The following is a 16,839-nucleotide window of genomic DNA, read 5'->3' on the forward strand; positions in this document are numbered from 1 at the left end:
GCCTATACGGCAAACACTCTGTCGCCGGGCTCCAGTGCGTGACATGGGGGGACCCCACCGCCCTAAATTTGCCCTAGGGGGACCCCTCATGACACTTACGGGACCGAGGGCTCACCCGGTGAAGGCCTCGATGTCCTCCATCTCGACGACCGTGCGGACCTCGACCTCGATCTCGTCGAACAGCGCCGCGTAGGTCTCGGCGAAGGCGACGGCCTCCGCCAGGTCCTTCGCGTTGATGAGCGCGAACCCGCCGATGACCTCCTTGGTCTCGGTGAACGGGCCGTCGGTCGCGGTGATCTTGCCGCCGCGCGCCTTGCGGACCTTCGCGCCTCGCTCCGACGGGTGCACGCCCTCCGCCGTGATGAGGATGCCCTTCTTGAACGAGTCCTCGACGAAGGCGCCCATCTGCTCGATGAACTCCTTGCTGGGGTTCCAGGCTTCCGGGGCGCTCTCGTCCAGCCGGTGCATCATCAGAAACCGCATCGCTGCTCCTCAGTGTCTTGGCGGGGCTGTTTCTACCCCGCCTTCACCAGCGCGTCGAGCGGCTCGACGGCGGTTCGACATTTTCGTCGGAAGAATTTCTCAGCGGCTCGCGACCTTCTTGTACTGGGCCGTCGCCAGCGGCGCGAAGATCGCGATGATGGCGATGCAGCAAAGGATCGCGTACAGCGAGGCGTGCTCGGCGGGCCAGCCCGTCGGGGCCACGCCGAACCGGTTGCCGAACAGGTCACGCGCCGAATTGATCACCGCGGTGAACGGGTTCCAGTCGGCGATCGCCTTCAGCACGCCCGGCAGCTTGTCCGCCGGGACGAACGCCGTCGAGATGAAGCTCAGCGGGAACATCCACATCAGCCCGGCGCTCTGCGCCACCTCGACACTGCGGGCGACGAGCCCGATCCACGCGCCGACCCAGGACAGCGCCCAGGCGAACATCAGCATCACCAGGTAGCCGAGCACCGCGTCGAGGAAACTGCCGCGGATCCGCCAGCCGACGAGCAGCCCGCACAGCGACATGACGACCAGCGCCACGACGCTGATCACCAGGTCGGACGTCGTCCGTCCGAAGATCACCGCGAGCCGGGAGATCGGCAGCGACCGGAACCTGTCGATGATGCCCTTCTGCAGGTCGTTCGCGAACCCGATCACGGTGAACGCCGAGTTGAACGCGACCGTCTGCGCGAAGATGCCGGCGATCAGGAACTCGCGATACGCGAGGCCGCCCGCTTCGCCGCCGATCGCGTCGCCGAAGACGTACGCGAACAGCAGCACGAACATGATCGGCTGCAGCGTCGCCGCCATCAGCCAGTCCGGGTTGCGCTGGACGTTCTTCAGGTTCCGCCAGGTGATCACGCCACCGTCGGAAAAGGCCTTCGCGACCGCGCTCACTCTTTCTCCCCCTCGTCCGTGGCGTGCCCTGTCAGCGAAAGGAAGACGTCGTCGAGCGTCGGCCGGTGCAGCGCGACGTCCTGGACGGCGACGCCCTGCGCGTCCAGCCGCCGCAGTGCCTCGATCAGTGCCTTCGGCCCGCCCTCGACCAGGACGTCGACCTTGCGGGTGTGCTCGTCGACCGACGGCGTCCCCGAGCCGACCTCGGCGAGCACCTGTGTGGTCGCCGCGAGGTCGTCGGCGGAGGCCACGACCAGTTCCAGCCGTTCGCCGCCGATCTCCTGCTTGAGCTCGTCGGCCGTGCCACGCGCGATGACCTTCCCCTTGTCGATCACGACGATCGAGTCGGCGAGCTGATCGGCCTCCTCCAGGTACTGCGTGGTCAGCAGGACCGTGGTGCCGTCGGCGACGAGTTCCTTGATGACCTCCCAGGTTTCGATCCGGCCGCGCGGGTCGAGCCCGGTGGTCGGTTCGTCGAGGATCACCACTGTCGGCTCGGCGACCAGCGCCCCCGCGAGGTCGAGCCGCCGCCGCATACCGCCGGAATACGTCTTGGCCGGCCGGTCCGCCGCGTCCTCCAGCCGGAACCGCGCGAGCAGCTCGCGCGCCCTCGACTTCGCCGCGGCCTTCTTGCTCCCGTACAGCCTGCCGACCATGTACAGGTTCTCGAACCCGGTGAGGTTCTCGTCCACGGCGGCGTACTGGCCGGACAGCCCGATCGACCGCCGGACGGCGTCGGGCTGGGCCAGCACGTCGTGCCCGGCCACCTCCGCTTCGCCCGAATCCGGGCGGAGCAGCGTGGTCAGGATGCGGACGGTCGTCGTCTTGCCGGCACCGTTCGGCCCCAGCAGGCCCAGCACCTTGCCCGTCGGGATCGACAGATCGACCCCGTCGAGCGCCCGGGTGGAGCCGTAGGTCTTGACCAGGGCTTTCGCCTGAACTGCGAACATGCGGACAAACTAGACCCCGGCACCGACAAAGGCACCGGGGTTTTCCCCGGATCCGCTCCGGGCGAACGGTCTACTTCTCGAGGATCGCGGTGACGCCCTGGCCGCCCGCCGCGCAGATCGAGATGAGCCCGCGGCCGGATCCCTTCTCGTTCAACAGCTTCGCGAGCGTGGCGACGATACGGCCGCCGGTCGCGGCGAACGGGTGCCCGGCCGCCAGCGAAGAACCGTTGACGTTCAGTTTCGCCCGATCGATGGAGCCGAGCGGCTCGTCGAGGCCCAGCTTCGACTTCGCGAACTGCGGGTCCTCCCACGCCTTGAGGGTGGCGAGCACCTGCGAGGCGAAGGCCTCGTGGATCTCGTAGAAGTCGAAGTCCTGCAGGGTGATCCCGGCGCGCGTGAGCATCTGCGGGACGGCGTACGCGGGCGCCATCAGCAGGCCTTCGTCACCGTGGACGTAGTCGACGGCCGCGGTCTGCGAGAACGTCAGGTACGCCAGCACCGGCAGCTTCCGCGCCTTCGCCCACTGCTCGGTCGCGAGCAGGACCGTCGACGCGCCGTCGGACAGCGGCGTCGAGTTGCCCGCGGTCATCGTGCCCTCGGGGCCACCGAAGGCGGGCTTCAGCTTCGCGAGCTTCTCGACACTGGAGTCCGGGCGCAGGTTCTGGTCGCGGGCCAGCTTGAGGTACGGCGTCACCAGGTCGTCGAAGAAGCCCTTGTCGTACGCGGCGCCGAGACGCTGGTGGCTGGTCGCGGCGAGTTCGTCCTGCGCCTCGCGCGTGATCTCCCAGACCTTCGCGGTCAGCGCGGCGTGCTCGCCCATGGAAAGGCCGGTGCGCGGCTCGGAGTTGCGCGGGATCTCCGGGACGATGTGGCCGGGACGCAGCTTCGCGGCGAGCTTCAGCCGTTCGGGGAGCGTCTTCGCAGCGTTGAGCTGCACGAGGATCTGGCGCAGGTCGTCGTTGACCGCGAGCGGCGCGTCGGACGTGGTGTCGACGCCGCCCGCGATGGCCGAGTCGATCTGGCCGAGGGCGATCTTGTTGGCGACGTTGACGATCGCCTGGAGGCCGGTGCCGCAGGCCATCTGCACGTCCGACGCCGGAGTGGCGGGGTTCAGCCTGCTGCCGAGGACGCTTTCGCGGGCGAGGTTGAAGTCGCGGGCGTGCTTGAGCACCGCGCCGGCGGCGACCTCGCCGATCACCTCGTCCTGCAGGGAGAAGCGGCTGACCAGGCCGTCGAGGGCGGCGGTGAACATGTCCTGGTTCGACGCCTTCGAGTACGGACCGTTCGAACGGGCGAAGGGGATCCGGTTGCCGCCGATGATCGCGACCTTGCGCACGGGTGCCGTCCTTTTCGTGGCCATTTTTTCCACTCCTCCGTAGGCTCTCTCACACTGTAACCTACTCACGGGTAGGTTAGACTGCGACGTGATGCAAACGGCACGGGAGGCACGTAATGGCTGACAGGTACCAGCAGTTCACGAAGAGCCCGGTAGGGAAATTCGTGGTGCCGAAGCTCGGCCTGCCGAACCCCGCGACGCTTCGCCGGTACAAGCCCGGCCAGCCCGCTCTCGAAGGTCCCGCACTTCTCGGCGCCGCGCCAGGTGGCCGCCTCGAAAAGGTGATCGAGGCTCAGCTGCACCGCGCGGGCATCGAGGTCATCTCGACGGCGGCCGACAAGCACGCCGCGCTCGTCTTCGACGCGACAGGTGTGAAGGACCCGAAGCAGCTTCGCGAGGTCTACGACTTCTTCCACCCGGTGATCCGGAGCGTCGGGCCCTCGGGCCGCGTCGTCATCCTCGGAACGCCTCCTGAGCTGGCCGAAGGGCACGAGCGGATCGCCCAACGCGCGCTCGAAGGCTTCGTCCGTTCCGTCGGTAAGGAACTGAAGCGCGGCGCGACCGCTCAGCTCGTGTACGTCGCCGAAGGTGCAGAAGAGGCCACTGAGTCCACGCTCCGCTTCCTGCTGTCGTCGAAGTCCGCCTTCGTCGATGCCCAGGTCATCCGCGTCGGCACGGAGACCAAGACCGCCTCGGCCCCGGCCGACTGGGCCAAGCCCTTGGACGGCAAGGTCGCCCTGGTCACCGGTGCCTCCCGCGGTATCGGCGCCGCCATCGCCGAGGTGCTGGGCCGCGACGGCGCGCACGTCGTCGCCCTCGACATCCCCGCCCAGGGCGCGGATCTGTCGAAGGTGGCCAACAAGGTCGGCGGTTCGGCGCTGCAGCTGGACATCACCGCCGCCGACGCGCCGGAGAAGCTCGCCGAGTACCTGACCTCGCGCCACGGCGGCGTCGACATCGTCGTGCACAACGCCGGCATCACGCGGGACAAGACGCTGGGCAACATGACCGAAGGCGGCTGGGACTCGGTCATCTCCGTCAACCTCGCGTCGCAGCTCGCGGTGAACGAGAAGCTCCTTGCGGACAAGGTGCTGCACGACAACGGCCGGATCATCGGCGTCTCCTCGATCGCCGGCATCGCGGGCAACGTCGGCCAGACCAACTACGCCACCAGCAAGGCGGGCGTCATCGGCATGGTGAACGTCGGCGCGCCGGCGCTCGCCGAATACGGCGGCACGATCAACGCCGTCGCGCCCGGGTTCATCGAGACCAAGATGACCGCCGCGGTGCCGCTGTTCATCCGCGAGGCCGGGCGGCGGCTGTCCAGTCTCGGCCAGGGTGGGCTCCCGGTCGACGTCGCCGAGACGATCGCCTGGTACGCGAACCCGGCTTCGGCCGCTGTCAACGGCAACGTGGTCCGCGTCTGCGGCCAGGCACTGCTGGGGGCGTGAGAATGGGCGTCAAGGAACTCCACGAGTCGCCGAGCCTGTCTTCGTTGTACCCCAAGGCGCTGCTCGGCTCGCTGCGCAAGAGCGGCGGGAGCACGCTGCCGTCGACCGAGTTCGTCCGCGAGGGCGTCGTCGTCGACCCGGCGCACCTCGCCGCGTACAACCAGGTGTGCGGATTCCGGCTGGACGACGTGCTCCCGGCGACGTATCCGCACATCCTCGCCTTCCCGTTGCAGATGGCGCTGATGACCGAGGCCGACTTCCCGTTCCCGTTGCTGGGCATGGTGCACGTCGCCAACCGGATCACCCAGCACCGTCAGCTGCGGCTCGACGAGTCGTTCACCCTGCGCGTGCGCGCCGAGGATCTGCGCCCGCACGAAAAGGGCAAGCAGTTCGACGTGGTCAGCGAGCTGCTCGTGAACGACAGTCCGGTGTGGACGGACGTCAGCACGTACCTGCGCCGCGGTGGCGGCAGTGGCGAGAAGACCTCGCGCGGTCAGCTCTCGCAACCGTCGCCCAACGCGATCTGGCCCGTGCCGGGTGACATCGGCCGTCGCTACGCCGAGGTCTCTGGCGACCGCAACCCGATCCACCTGCACCCGATCACCGCGAAGGCGTTCGGTTTCCCGGCCGCGATCGCGCACGGCATGTGGACGAAGGCGCACGCGCTCGCCGCGTTCGAAGGCAGGCTTCCGGAGGCCTTCACCGTCGACGTCAAGTTCAAGCAGCCGGTCCTGCTGCCCGCCAAGGTGGCTTTCACCTCGTGGAGCGAAGGTGATGGCTGGGCCTTCGAGCTGTGGAACGCGCGCAAGCCGAAGCCGCATCTGGAGGGCTCAGTCGTCGCTCTCTGACGGCTTCCAGATCTCGCCTTCGACGAGGTCGTTGAACCCCAGCCAGACGAGGTTCATCAGCCACGAGGCGAGCACGCCGTCGGAGACATCGGGGTGGTCGAGCGCCCAGTCGGCCAGCGACTCGGCCGCCCCGACCAGCGCGGCGGACAGCCCGGCGCCGGAGAACTCGGCCTGCTCGCCGAGGCCCTTGCGGGTGCCCGCGGAGACGACCAGCGCGGCGACCAGCTCGATCGCGCGGGTGCGCATGTCGGTGATCTCCGCGGCGAAGGCGCCGCCGACGGTCATGGCCTGGCGATGCAGCACCGTCCAGGACTCGCGGTACTCGGCGACGAACCGGTAGAACGCGCGAAGCCCGTGCCAAAGCTGCATGTCGGGCGGCAGATCGGGCTTGATCCCGTCCTGCACCGCCTCCAGCAAGCGGGTGGCTTCGCGGCGGATGCACGCGCCGAAGAGGTCTTCCTTGGAGCCGAGGTAGGTGTAGATCATCGGCTTCGAGACGCCGGCGACCTCGGAGATCTCGTCCATCGACGCGGAGTGATAGCCGTAGCGCGAGAACACCGAGACCGCTGCGTCCAGGATCTGGCGTTCCCGCACCGCTCTCGGCAGCCTTTTGGCGCGTTCGGCGGGACGCGGTACTTCCTCGGACACTCAGGACCTCCCATTAGTCGCGTAAGACGCTACCGGGCCCCTTCGGGCAAAGGTGATTTCGGCACGCTTGCCCGCCTACCTACTGGCGGGTAGCCTTACGCCTTGGTAGGCGGAGCTGGAGGGAAAATGACCGAGATCGTGGGGCTGACCGGCCGCGCGCTGGTCGACGCGCTGGAACGGATCGAGCCGGATTCGGCCGAGGCGCACTCTCTTGACGTCAACGAGGTCGCGGGCGCCATCGACCCGAAGGACCTCGGCAAGGACGACGTCCGGCGGCTGCTGACCGCGCTGGGACGGCTCGCGGAATCCGCGCCCGCGTTCGATCTCCGCAAGGTCGACCCGGTCCGGTTCGCGAACCTCGTCGCGCGAGCCTCGCGCACGCAGCTCGAGAGCGTCGTCGCCGAACGGCCGCTCCGCGAACGGGTGCTGCGCGAGATCTTCGACCGCATGGGCGCCCACATCCGGCAGGACCGGGCGAAGACACTGCACGCCGTCGTCCACTGGCGGCTTTCCGGCGGCGTCGGCGAAGGCGGCTACGACCGCTACGAGACGGTGATCTCGCACGGCGAGTGCACGGTCGACCGGGACATGCGGGAGAAGCCGCGGGTGACGATCACGATCGCGCCCGTCGATTTCTTCCGGCTCATCACCCATCAGGCGACCCCGGCTGTGCTATTCGTCACCGGAAAGATCAAAGTAAAAGGTGACCTGGCATTCGCGGCGGGCCTGATCGGTTTCTTCGACCTTCCCAGAACGCACGAACCGTCCTGAACCCGGCCGAGCAGATACACTTCCGTGCCGTGCCCCGAAATTCTCCGAACCGGCGCTGGCGGGACAAGGTTCGCCTTTCCCGTCCGTTGCGGCTGCACAAGACACGCACCGCGGGCGAGCACGTCATCAACGCTTTCGCGGAGAAGCTGGAGCTCGCCAAGCTGAGTCCCGAACAGTTCACCCAGGTGCTGGAAACCCTGCACATGCTGGGCGAAACCGGTGCGGGCATCGAGCTGAGCTCACTGGAGACCGAGGTGCTCGTCGACGTCGTGCAACGCGCGTCACGGGAGCAGCTCAAGGCGATCGCCGATCACGCGGAACTGCGTTCGGCGTTCCTCGACGAGATTTTCCGCAGAATGTCGGACCATTTCGTTCCGGAACGCGCGCGGCATGTCGACTTCGTCGTCGCTTGGCGTTTCACCGATGGCGACGGAGAAGACGGTTTCGATCGTTTTCAAACGGTCATCGAGGACGGGGTCTGCGTTTCGAGCACCGATCTCGCGCGCACTCCGGACACCACCATCACGTTGTCCGTCGACGACTTCATCCGGATGGCGACCGGCAACGCGGCGGTGGCGGCGATGTTCGTGACCGGCAAGGTGAAGGTGAAGGGCGAGTACGCGCCGGCCGTCCGGTTCAGCGGGTACTTCGACATCCCGAAGCCGAGCGGCGCCTAGCCGCCTGTCTCGTCGAGCGTTCGTTGCCGCGTCCGGCGATAGCGGACATTCGGACTGCGAAGGTTCTTCTCGGTCGCCTCGATCAGTCCCTGCCGGAGCAAGGTGCTCAGCCATCGCGTGACCGTGCGGTCGTGGAGCCCGGTCGCGGCGACCAGATCGGCGCGTGTCGCTTCCCCGTCACCCAACGCGGCAAGGATTTCTTCGCGGCGATCCGCACGATGCTTCACGGGGGCGGGGTTGCCGGACGAATGAGGGTCCGCGTCCTCGGCGAGGGTGTACTGCGCGTAGCGGCGACCGCCACCCGGAACCAACAGGCCCCTGGCGACAAGATCGCCGAGTTCCTCGGTGGCCACTCGAGAGTCGAGGTCATTGGCATTCCGGTATGCCTGATTGTTGAGCGTCTCCCCATGGAAGAGCATGGCGAGGCCATGGCATTGGCTGTCGCTGAGGCCGTGTTCGTTGAGTGAACCGATCCATCGAACCGCGTCGTTCCCCATCAACGTGTGATTCGGGAAGGTCGCGGTGAAAGTGGAAATATTGTCGGCGAACCGAGGCGGACTGAGCTTGGCATCTCGCATCGCCGCCAGCATTGTCGGGATTCCAGAACCACGGTTTTCGCAGATCGGACGGTCTGTTCCTGGGACGGGGGAATCTTCGAGGATCTTCAACAAGGTCGCATTGCGAGCCGAAGAGGTGCCCTCCACCCCCAGGTTCTCCTCCCGAACCGACCCGAACAAGCCGCCCGCGTTGCGGATGACCAGACGGTCGGGGTACATCTCGACCTGCACCTGTGTTCCCAGCGACGGGCCTGAGTAGTCGCGGTGCACGAGCGCGTTCACGACTGCTTCGCGTAAGGCTGCCTCGGGGTATTCGTAGGCCTCGGCGCGGCCGGATCCGCGTACGGTGGACCGGCGCTTCATGTTGCGACGAAGAGCTAAGAGTGCCTCGTCCACCATGATAGGAATAGGACCCTCAGCCGCGACATTGTCGATGAACCGGGTCCCATTTCGTGGATCTGGTCCTGATTTCGTCGGATAGTGGACAAAGGTCAGCATGAGCTGAGGGAAGAACTCCTGAGGGTACTCTCCCAGCGCCAGTAATCCGGCCAGAGAGAGTTCATCGCCTATGAGTACCTTCGCCCGTCGGAGCGCGGCAGTGGAGTCCAAGTCCGCGAACGCTCTGCCGCGATGACGGCGTAGCCGGCTCAAGAAGGTCTCGACGAGCTGGTTGTCGAGGTTTGCGATGGTCGTTCCGGAAACGGGTTGCTCGTCGTCCCGAGGTTGACCTCGGTTCGCCACCATCAGCTGTACTTCGTAAGGGCTCAGCTTGCGATCTCCGTCGGCGACCCTGACGAAGCTTCCCTGCGTCATACCGATGCCGCGGCTGAAGGAGGGCTTGGCGCTCTGTGGAAGTTCAGGGATCTCCGCGACCACCAGATCCGCGCCCTCGAAGCGGTGAGTTCCGATAAGCGGGCGTAGCGGTGGCTCCAAGTTCTCCGAGCACGTCGCGGCGAGATCGGCCTCCATCTTCGCGGGGTCGCGAACACCGGTTGCCTCGAACCCGTTGGCCTCGTCCAGGCCGAGGATCAGAACACCACCGTTGGTGTTGGCGAACGCCGATACCGTTTCTCGGACGCTCTTCGGCAGCTTGGTCTCAGCTCGTTTGGCTTCGACAAAGGCGTGGTCACCGCCGAGGTCGCGCAGGTTCGCGATGATCTCGGCGAGTTCGTCATAGAGCATGTGGTCGTCCCAGCTTAGACACTAGCTTAGACACTAGCTTAGACACTAAGCCTTAGTGTCTAAGCTAGTGTCCAAGCTGGGGCTAGCCCTCGACGATGCGGCCTTCGATCACCGGCGGCTGCTTCTTCACGGCCTCGGCGGGCGGCGTGTCCATGACGACCTCGCTGTCCACCACCATCACCGGCCCGCGGGCGCTGTTGGCGAACTTGACCGCCCGGCGCTGCATCCGCTTCTGCCAGACCTTGCGCGCGACACTCCGCGTCGGCGGCAGGATGAACAGCAGGCCGATGACGTCGCTGACGAAACCGGGCAGCAGGATCAGCAGACCGCCGAGCCCGATCAGCATGCCGTCGGTGAGTTCCTTCTCCGCGTCGGCGGGGCGGCCCAGCCGCGCGGACTCCGCGAAAGCCCGGAAGGCGCGGCCGCCTTCGCGGCGCGCGAGCCAGGACCCGATGAACGCACCGGCGAAGAGCAGCGCGATCGTGCCGAGCACACCGATGGCCGAGCCCACCGCCCACACGGCGGCGATCTCGGCGACGACATAGAGCAGGAACGCGACAGCCATACCCGGACAACGTACGGCTTGCCCGTTTTGCTCCCGAACCCCCGATCCGGTGACCGGGGTCGCCGGATCGGGGGCTGGTCCGTCGTCAGCCGACGGCCTCGTCGAGGTACGCGGCGGCCTGCAACGTGAACAGGTCGGCGTAGCCCGCCTTCGCCGCCATCAGCTCGTCGTGCGTGCCGTATTCGGCGACCTTTCCGTTCTCCAGCAACAAGATCCGCTCCGCCTGCCGGACGGTCGAGAACCGGTGCGAGATGTACAGCGTCGTCCGCCCCTCCGAAAGCTCCCGCAGGCGCGAAAAGAGATCATGTTCGGCCTGGGCGTCGAGCGCGGACGTCGGTTCGTCGAGGATCAGGATCGGCGCCTCCCTCAGGAACGCCCTGGCCAGCGCGATCTTCTGCCATTCGCCGCCGGAAAGGCTCACGCCCTGGTCGAACCAGCGGCCGAGCGGACTGTCGTATCCGCTGGGCAGCCGTTCGATCCGCTCATCGGCGCCGGCCCGCTTCGCCGACTCCTCGATCCGTTCGCGGTCGACGAGGTGCGTCAGGTCGCCGAGCCCGATGTTCTCGGCCGCGGTGCCCTGGTAGGTGACGTAGTCCTGGAACATCGCGCTGATCCGCCGCCGCAGCTCGACCGGGTCGTACTCACGGATGTCGACGTCGTCGAGGAGGATCCGCCCGCCCGTCGGGTCGTACAGGCGGCAGAGCAGTTTGAACAGCGTCGACTTCCCGGCGCCGTTGCGCCCGACGACGGCGACCGTTTCGCCGGGCCGGATCTCGAAGCTCACGCCGTCGAGGGCGGGTTCGGACGCTCCGGGATAGGTGAAGGACACTTCCTCGAACCGGATGTGTCCCTCCACAGTGGAGGGAACGGGGCGCGGTTCCGGCGGCGCGACGATCTCCGGTTTCGTGCCGAGGAAGCGGTACAGCGTGTCGAGGTAGAGATTGTTCTCGTACATCCCGGAAAACGCGGTGAACAGACCCTGGACGGACGTCTGCACTGACGCCGCGGCGGCCGTGTACAGCGCGAGATCACCGAGGGTGAGCCTGCCGCCGACGGCTTCCAGCGCGATGTACAGCGCGATCGCGGATCCGGCGGCGGTGCTCAGCAGCCCCCACGACGTCGAGCTCACGCTGCGCTTGCGGGTCAGTTTCCGCTGACGGTCGTAGAAGACCTGGCCGAGCCGCTGGAACCGGTCGACGAAGTACGGGCCGAGCCCGAAGAGCTTGGTCTCCTTGGCGTAGGTGTCCGTGGTGACCAAAGAGGACAGATAGTCCATCCGCCGTTTCAGCGGCGACATCATCACCGTCAGCCAGAACGCGCGGGCGCCGTATTTCGACTGCGAGATGAAAGCGGGGATCGGGGCCAGCAGCGCGACGAGCGCCAGCAGCGGGCTGATCGAGACGAGCAGCGCGATCATGCTGCCGAAGGTGATCACCGTCCGGACCAGGCCCAACGCCGAGTTCATCATCGACAGCGGCCGGGTCGGTGCCTCCTGCGCGGCCTGGCGCAGCATGTCGTAGGACGCGGAACCTTCGAAGTACGACAGATGCAGCCTGCTCGAATGCTCCATCACCTGGTGGCGGATGGTCAGCGTCATGCGTTCTTGCAGCAATGACTGGCCGTAGGTGGTCAGCGCCTGGGAAAGCGCGGTGAGCACGAGGACACCGAACTGGAACAGCGCGACCCCGACGATCGCGCTCTTGGTGCCGTGGCCCTGGATCGCGGCGACCACGGAGTCGATCAGCAGCTTCGCGACATACGCGGTCGCCGTGGGCAGCAGACCGGAAAGCAGGGTCACCACGGTGATCGTGATGGTCAGGAACGGGCTCGCCTGCCAGGTCAGCTTCGCGACCTTCGGCAGGCCGCGGACCGTGCCCGCGACGTTGATCCACATGCGGCCGAGCCGGGACTTCAGGTCCTTCGGGACGGCTTCGGGTTCGGGTTCCGGGATGTCGACCGGGCCGGTCAGCCCGCTGTCGGGCACCGTCGACGGCGGACGGCGCCGCCTGCCGCCCCTGGCCAGCAGCATCTCCATGCCGCCGCCTCCCCCGGGCGGGCCGATCACGCGGCCCCCACGGCGCCGTTGAGGAAGACGTCGACGAGTTCCATCGTGGTGGGCTCGTCACCGTTCGCGTCGAACCGCATCCGGCCGCTGAACAGCAGCGAAAGGAAGAGCGCGGCCAGCTGGGTCGCGGGCAGCCGGAGCCGGTCCTTTTCCGGTTCGAACAGCTCGGCCATGGCCTCGCGCATCGCGGTCATCGACTCCTTGCGCCGGTCCCTGCCGTCGCCGGGGCCGTGGCGATGCTCGGGCCGCTTGCCGGAGCCGTGCATGACCGCCATCAGCGCGCCCATGCGCTGGAGATGCGCGCTGAGCGCGTCGGCCGCCTCGACGAGCCTGTCGTCGAGGGGCTGTTCGAGGTCGATCACGGCGATGGCGTCGAGCACCTGGTCGGGCTTCAGCGCTTCGGCGAAGCAGGTGGCGAAGAGCTCGTCCTTGTCCTTGAAGACGCGGAAGACCGTGCCTTCGCCGATGCCGGCGGCGCGGGCGATCTGGCTGGTGGTGACGCCGGCGCCGTGCTCCACCATCAGGGGCAGCACGGATTGGACGATCATCCTCCGTCGCTCTTCGGGGCTCATTCCCGGCGCTCTCCGCCGGGCGGTGGTTTCCGTCATGCCGTCCAGTGTGCGGAGTGAGTGCTCACTCCGTCAAGCGATTAAGGCTGAAGTACGTGAAGGCCCCCTTCACTGCGCCTAGCGCAATGAAGGGGGCCTTCACGTACTTGGGTCAGTAGGTGATCGCGACCGCGGGGTCGGCCAGCAGCGCGCCGACGTCGGCCAGGAACTCCGAGCCCTGCTGCCCGTCGACCACGCGGTGGTCGAAGCTCAGCGAAAGCTGGAGCACCTTGCGCACCTTGATCTCGCCGTCGACGACCCACGGGGTGTCCTTGATCGCGCCGAGGCACAGGATCGCGGACTCGCCGGGGTTGATGATCGGCGTACCGGTGTCGACGCCGAAGACGCCGACGTTGGTGATGGTGATCGTGCCGCCGAGCATGGCCGCCGGGGTGGTCTTGCCCTCGCGGGCGACGTCGGTCAGCTCGGTGAGCGAGATCGCGAGTTCCTTGAGGGACATCGAATCCGCGTCACGGACCTTGGGCACGACGAGCCCGCGCGGGGTGGCCGCGGCGATCCCGAGGTGCACGTAGTCCTTGTAGACGATCTCCTGTGCGGCCTCGTCCCACACCGCGTTGACGTCCGGAGTGCGCTTGGCCGCCAGGCAGACGGCCTTAGCCGCGAAGGTCAGCGGGGTGACCTTGACCCCGGCGAACTCGCGCGACTTCTTCAGCTTCTCCCGGAACTCCATCATCGGCGTGACGTCGATGGTGAGGAATTCCGTGACGTGCGGGGCGGTGTACGCGCTCTGCACCATCGCGGCCGCGGTGGCCTTGCGGACACCCTTGATCGGCACCCGGCGTTCCCGCGTCGCGGGGTCGTATCCACTGTCCACAACGGACTGGACAGCGGCGGCCGGGGCGGCGGAACCGTTGGCGGCGGCGTGCACGTCGTCACGGGTGATGACGCCGCCGTCCGCGGTGCCGGTGAGCGCGTGCAGGTCGACGCCGAGGTCCTTGGCGAGCTTGCGCACCGGCGGCTTCGCCAGCGGGACGTACCCGCCCTTCGGCTTGGCAGGCGCCGGAGCGACCGCCACCGGAGCAGGCACGGGAGCGACGGCGACCGGAGCGGGAGCTGCGGCCACGGGAGCGGCAGCGCCCTTCCGTGCCCGACGCTGGGTGACGACGGCCTTGGAGCCGTAGCCGACCAGCGGCTTCATCTCCTCTTCGGCTTCCTCCGCCGCCGGGGCGGCAGCGGGTGCCGGAGCCGCCTTGCCGTTCGGGTCGACGTCGATGGTGAGGATCGGCGCGCCGACCTCCACCGTCTGACCCGGCTCGACGAGCAGTTCGGTGACCACGCCCGCCCACGGGATGGGCAGTTCGACGGCGGCCTTCGCGGTCTCGACCTCGACCACGATCTGGTTCACCGTCACGGTGTCACCCGGCTTGACCTGCCAGGCGATGATGTCGGCCTCGGTCAGCCCCTCCGCCGTGTCGGCGAGGGGAAAGTGTTTGTACTCGGGCATTTCAGGAACTTCCCCCTTACCAGGCGAGCGAACGGTCGACGGTGTGCAGCACCCTGTCCAGGTCGGGGAGGTAGTGCTCCTCGAGCTTGGCCGGCGGGTACGGCGTGTCGAATCCGGTCACCCGCAGCACGGGGGCTTCCAGCGAGTAGAAGCATTCCTGCTGCACGCGCGCGGCGATCTCCGAGGTCAGCGACGACTCCGACGGCGCCTCGCTCAGCGCGATGAGCCGCCCGGTCTTGCGCACCGACTCGAACACCGGCTCCAGGTCGAGCGGGGACAGCGTCCGCAGGTCGATGACCTCCAGCGACTTGCCCTCGTCCTCGGCGGCGGTCGCCGCGTCGAGCGCGACCTTCACCGACGGGCCGTACGCGACGACGGTGGCCGTCGTGCCTTCGCGGACGACGCGCGACTTGAACAGCTGGTCCGGCGTGGCCTCGACGTCGACCTCGGACTTCATCGCGCCCGAGTGGTACAGCTTCTTGGGCTCGAAGAACAGGATCGGGTCGTCGGACTTGATCGCCTGCTGGATGCCCCAATAGGCGTCGACGGCGTTCGAAACCGACACGACCTTGAGGCCGGGGATGTGCGCGAACAGCGATTCCGGCGACTCCGAGTGGTGCTCGACCGCGCCGATGCCGCCGCCGAACGGCACCCGGATCACGATGGGCATCTTGATCTTGCCCTGCGTCCGGTAGTGCAGCTTCGCGACCTGGCTGGAGATCTGGTCGAAGCCCGGGAAGATGAAGCCCTCGAACTGGATCTCGCACACCGGCCGGAATCCGCGGACGGCGAGGCCGACCGCGGTGCCGATGATGCCCGATTCCGCGAGCGGCGTGTCCAGGACGCGCTGCTCGCCGAAGTCCTTCTGGAGGCCGTCGGTGATGCGGAAGACGCCGCCGAGCTTGCCGACGTCCTCACCCATGATCAGGACCTTCGGGTCCTCTTCCATGGCGCGCCGGAGGCCGAGGTTGAGGGCCTTGCCGATGGTGAGTTTCTGGAGGTCGGCCATTTCAGTGCTCACCCGCCCCGACGAAACCGTCCATGTAGGACAGGAACTCTTCGCGCTGCGCGTCCAGCAGCGGCGTGGACTCCGCGTACACGTTGGAGAAGATCCGGTCCGGTGGCGGTTCGGGCATGTTGAAGCAGTAGTCGCGCAGCTCGGCCGCGAAGGCGTCCGAATCGGCCTGCACCTGGTCGAAGAACGCCTGGTCGGCGCCGCCACCGCGGGCGAGGTACGCCCGGACGCGCTCGATCGGGTCCTTCAGCTTCCACTCCTCCAGCTCGTCGGAGAGCCGGTAGCGGGTGGGGTCGTCGGTGGTGGTGTGCGCGTCCATCCGGTAGGTGAACGCCTCGATCAGCACCGGGCCGTTGCCGTGGCGGCACTCCTCCAGCGCCCAGCGGGAGACCGCGAGGCAGGCGAGGACGTCGTTGCCGTCCACGCGGATGCCGGGGAAGCCGTAGCCGCGGGCGCGCTGGTACAGCGGCAGGCGAGACTGGCGTTCGGTGGGCTCCGAGATCGCCCACTGGTTGTTCTGGCAGAAGAACACGAGCGGCGCGTCGTAGACGGCGGCCCAGACGAAGCCTTCGTGCACGTCGCCCTGCGAAGTCGCTCCGTCACCGAAGTAACAGATGGTCGCTTCGCTGTCGTCGTCGCCGACCTTGCCTTCGAACTTCTGGCCCATCGCGTAACCGGCGGCGTTGAGCACCTGGTTGCCGATCACGATGGTGTACGGGTGGAAGCCGTGGGCCTTGTAGTCCCAGCCACTGTGGTCGGTGCAGCGGAAGATGCCGAGCACCTCTTTGAGGTCGACGCCGCGGGTGTAGGCGACACCGTGTTCGCGGTAGCTGGGGAAGGCCATGTCCCCCTTCCGCAGCGCGCGGCCGGAGCCGATCTGCGCGGCTTCCTGCCCGAGCAGCGGGACCCAGATGCCGAGCTGGCCCTGGCGCTGCATCGCGTTGGCCTCGCGGTCCGCGCGGCGGACCAGGACCATGTCGCGGTACAGGCCCTTGAGGGCTTCGGCGTCGATGTCGTCGACGTACCGGTCGAATTGCGGCGAGGAGACCCGTTCGCCTTCGGGGGTGAGCAGCTGAGTCAGCTCAGCGCCACCTTCGCTCGTTGCTCGCAAACCGGCGATCACCTGTTCAGGGGAAGGTTGCGCCGCTACGGCGGCGGGACCGTCTCCAGGTTCCGGGTGCGTCCAGTGTTCGGACGGCATGCGCTGCTCTCCTTGATGTCGGCGCCTCTGGCGGCCACTTGTGGCGGCCACAGTGACTGCGCCGGCGGGGACCAGCGCGTCGGATCTGAAGCGCTGGGTCACCATCGGCGTTGA

Annotated in this window: 16 protein-coding genes; 4 read left to right on the forward strand and 12 right to left on the reverse strand. The window is 67.5% G+C overall.

Annotation, left to right across the window (positions count from 1 at the left end):
- Positions 1 to 111 precede the first annotated feature (111 nt).
- The 4 genes from ACFWMR_RS09310 to ACFWMR_RS09325 all read right to left on the reverse strand — a co-directional run bounded on the left by ACFWMR_RS09310 (position 112) and on the right by ACFWMR_RS09325 (position 3,696).
- A complete protein-coding gene (locus ACFWMR_RS09310) occupies positions 112 to 483 on the reverse strand; it encodes a YciI family protein (RefSeq protein ID WP_093935017.1) in 372 nt (123 codons plus the stop codon).
- 99 nt (positions 484 to 582) lie between these two features.
- A complete protein-coding gene (locus ACFWMR_RS09315; protein WP_093935018.1) occupies positions 583 to 1,386 on the reverse strand; it encodes an ABC transporter permease in 804 nt (267 codons plus the stop codon).
- On the reverse strand, positions 1,383 to 2,336 hold the full coding sequence (locus tag ACFWMR_RS09320) for an ATP-binding cassette domain-containing protein (RefSeq protein WP_378378055.1): 954 nt from the start codon (positions 2,334 to 2,336) through the stop codon (positions 1,383 to 1,385). Before ACFWMR_RS09320 ends, ACFWMR_RS09315 begins: the two co-directional genes overlap by 4 nt.
- Before the next feature lie 70 nt (positions 2,337 to 2,406).
- A complete protein-coding gene (locus ACFWMR_RS09325) occupies positions 2,407 to 3,696 on the reverse strand; it encodes an acetyl-CoA C-acetyltransferase (RefSeq protein WP_093935020.1) in 1,290 nt (429 codons plus the stop codon).
- 92 nt (positions 3,697 to 3,788) lie between these two features.
- Here ACFWMR_RS09325 and ACFWMR_RS09330 point away from each other — a divergent pair, with 92 nt between their 5' ends.
- Positions 3,789 to 5,123 (forward strand): 3-oxoacyl-ACP reductase, encoded by a 1,335-nt coding sequence (locus ACFWMR_RS09330; RefSeq protein WP_378378056.1) that lies wholly within the window; start codon positions 3,789 to 3,791, stop codon positions 5,121 to 5,123.
- 2 nt (positions 5,124 to 5,125) lie between these two features.
- Positions 5,126 to 5,971, forward strand: a complete 846-nt coding sequence (locus ACFWMR_RS09335; protein ID WP_093935022.1) for a MaoC family dehydratase — start codon at positions 5,126 to 5,128, stop codon at positions 5,969 to 5,971.
- On the opposite strand, the gene ACFWMR_RS09340 is transcribed toward ACFWMR_RS09335, so the two are convergent.
- Complete coding sequence (locus tag ACFWMR_RS09340) at positions 5,954 to 6,619, reverse strand: TetR/AcrR family transcriptional regulator (RefSeq protein WP_005155885.1); 666 nt, start codon at positions 6,617 to 6,619, stop codon at positions 5,954 to 5,956. The genes ACFWMR_RS09335 and ACFWMR_RS09340 overlap by 18 nt on opposite strands.
- Positions 6,620 to 6,745: 126 nt before the next feature.
- Between ACFWMR_RS09340 and ACFWMR_RS09345 the strand changes: the two genes are divergently transcribed.
- Both ACFWMR_RS09345 and ACFWMR_RS09350 read left to right on the forward strand, forming a co-directional pair.
- Complete coding sequence (locus ACFWMR_RS09345) at positions 6,746 to 7,390, forward strand: SCP2 sterol-binding domain-containing protein (RefSeq protein WP_093935023.1); 645 nt, start codon at positions 6,746 to 6,748, stop codon at positions 7,388 to 7,390.
- Positions 7,391 to 7,476: 86 nt separating this feature from the next.
- Positions 7,477 to 8,067, forward strand: a complete 591-nt coding sequence (locus ACFWMR_RS09350) for an SCP2 sterol-binding domain-containing protein (protein WP_378378099.1) — start codon at positions 7,477 to 7,479, stop codon at positions 8,065 to 8,067.
- Here ACFWMR_RS09350 and ACFWMR_RS09355 read toward each other — a convergent pair.
- From ACFWMR_RS09355 to pdhA, 7 genes are all read right to left on the reverse strand, one after another.
- Positions 8,064 to 9,806 carry an ATP-binding protein gene (locus ACFWMR_RS09355; protein ID WP_378378057.1) on the reverse strand — a complete coding sequence of 581 codons (1,743 nt, stop codon included), beginning with the start codon at positions 9,804 to 9,806 and terminating at the stop codon, positions 8,064 to 8,066. The two genes, ACFWMR_RS09350 and ACFWMR_RS09355, sit on opposite strands and share 4 nt — an antisense overlap.
- Before the next feature lie 82 nt (positions 9,807 to 9,888).
- Positions 9,889 to 10,371: an FxsA family protein gene (locus ACFWMR_RS09360; protein WP_378241944.1), complete on the reverse strand. Its 483-nt coding sequence runs from the start codon at positions 10,369 to 10,371 to the stop codon at positions 9,889 to 9,891.
- An 85-nt stretch (positions 10,372 to 10,456) separates the two neighbouring features.
- Positions 10,457 to 12,406 carry an ABC transporter ATP-binding protein gene (locus tag ACFWMR_RS09365; RefSeq protein WP_378277241.1) on the reverse strand — a complete coding sequence of 650 codons (1,950 nt, stop codon included), beginning with the start codon at positions 12,404 to 12,406 and terminating at the stop codon, positions 10,457 to 10,459.
- A gap of 26 nt (positions 12,407 to 12,432) precedes the next feature.
- Entirely contained in the window at positions 12,433 to 13,008 is a 576-nt protein-coding gene (locus tag ACFWMR_RS09370; RefSeq protein WP_093935027.1) for a TetR/AcrR family transcriptional regulator, read from the reverse strand.
- Positions 13,009 to 13,156: 148 nt separating this feature from the next.
- A complete protein-coding gene (locus ACFWMR_RS09375; protein ID WP_378378058.1) occupies positions 13,157 to 14,509 on the reverse strand; it encodes a dihydrolipoamide acetyltransferase family protein in 1,353 nt (450 codons plus the stop codon).
- Positions 14,510 to 14,525: 16 nt separating this feature from the next.
- Complete coding sequence (locus ACFWMR_RS09380; RefSeq protein WP_093938877.1) at positions 14,526 to 15,518, reverse strand: alpha-ketoacid dehydrogenase subunit beta; 993 nt, start codon at positions 15,516 to 15,518, stop codon at positions 14,526 to 14,528.
- A 1-nt stretch (position 15,519) separates the two neighbouring features.
- A complete protein-coding gene (pdhA, locus tag ACFWMR_RS09385; protein WP_125732972.1) occupies positions 15,520 to 16,725 on the reverse strand; it encodes a pyruvate dehydrogenase (acetyl-transferring) E1 component subunit alpha in 1,206 nt (401 codons plus the stop codon).
- Positions 16,726 to 16,839 lie beyond the last annotated feature (114 nt).

The sequence above is a fragment of the Amycolatopsis thailandensis genome (assembly GCF_042723255.1).
GTDB classification, from domain to species: Bacteria; Actinomycetota; Actinomycetes; order Mycobacteriales; family Pseudonocardiaceae; genus Amycolatopsis; species Amycolatopsis thailandensis.

Excerpts from the sequence above, each read along its gene's own strand:
- ACFWMR_RS09310 (WP_093935017.1), bottom strand. The coding sequence starts at position 483 with ATGCGGTTTCTGATGATGCACCGGCTGGACGAGAGCGCCCCGGAAGCC.
- ACFWMR_RS09320 (WP_378378055.1), bottom strand. The coding sequence starts at position 2,336 with ATGTTCGCAGTTCAGGCGAAAGCCCTGGTCAAGACCTACGGCTCCACC.
- ACFWMR_RS09325 (WP_093935020.1), bottom strand. The coding sequence starts at position 3,696 with ATGGCCACGAAAAGGACGGCACCCGTGCGCAAGGTCGCGATCATCGGC.
- ACFWMR_RS09330 (WP_378378056.1), top strand. The coding sequence starts at position 3,789 with ATGGCTGACAGGTACCAGCAGTTCACGAAGAGCCCGGTAGGGAAATTC.
- ACFWMR_RS09335 (WP_093935022.1), top strand. The coding sequence starts at position 5,126 with ATGGGCGTCAAGGAACTCCACGAGTCGCCGAGCCTGTCTTCGTTGTAC.
- ACFWMR_RS09345 (WP_093935023.1), top strand. The coding sequence starts at position 6,746 with ATGACCGAGATCGTGGGGCTGACCGGCCGCGCGCTGGTCGACGCGCTG.
- ACFWMR_RS09355 (WP_378378057.1), bottom strand. The coding sequence starts at position 9,806 with ATGCTCTATGACGAACTCGCCGAGATCATCGCGAACCTGCGCGACCTC.
- ACFWMR_RS09360 (WP_378241944.1), bottom strand. The coding sequence starts at position 10,371 with ATGGCTGTCGCGTTCCTGCTCTATGTCGTCGCCGAGATCGCCGCCGTG.
- ACFWMR_RS09365 (WP_378277241.1), bottom strand. The coding sequence starts at position 12,406 with ATGGAGATGCTGCTGGCCAGGGGCGGCAGGCGGCGCCGTCCGCCGTCG.
- ACFWMR_RS09370 (WP_093935027.1), bottom strand. The coding sequence starts at position 13,008 with ATGAGCCCCGAAGAGCGACGGAGGATGATCGTCCAATCCGTGCTGCCC.
- ACFWMR_RS09375 (WP_378378058.1), bottom strand. The coding sequence starts at position 14,509 with ATGCCCGAGTACAAACACTTTCCCCTCGCCGACACGGCGGAGGGGCTG.
- ACFWMR_RS09380 (WP_093938877.1), bottom strand. The coding sequence starts at position 15,518 with ATGGCCGACCTCCAGAAACTCACCATCGGCAAGGCCCTCAACCTCGGC.
- pdhA (WP_125732972.1), bottom strand. The coding sequence starts at position 16,725 with ATGCCGTCCGAACACTGGACGCACCCGGAACCTGGAGACGGTCCCGCC.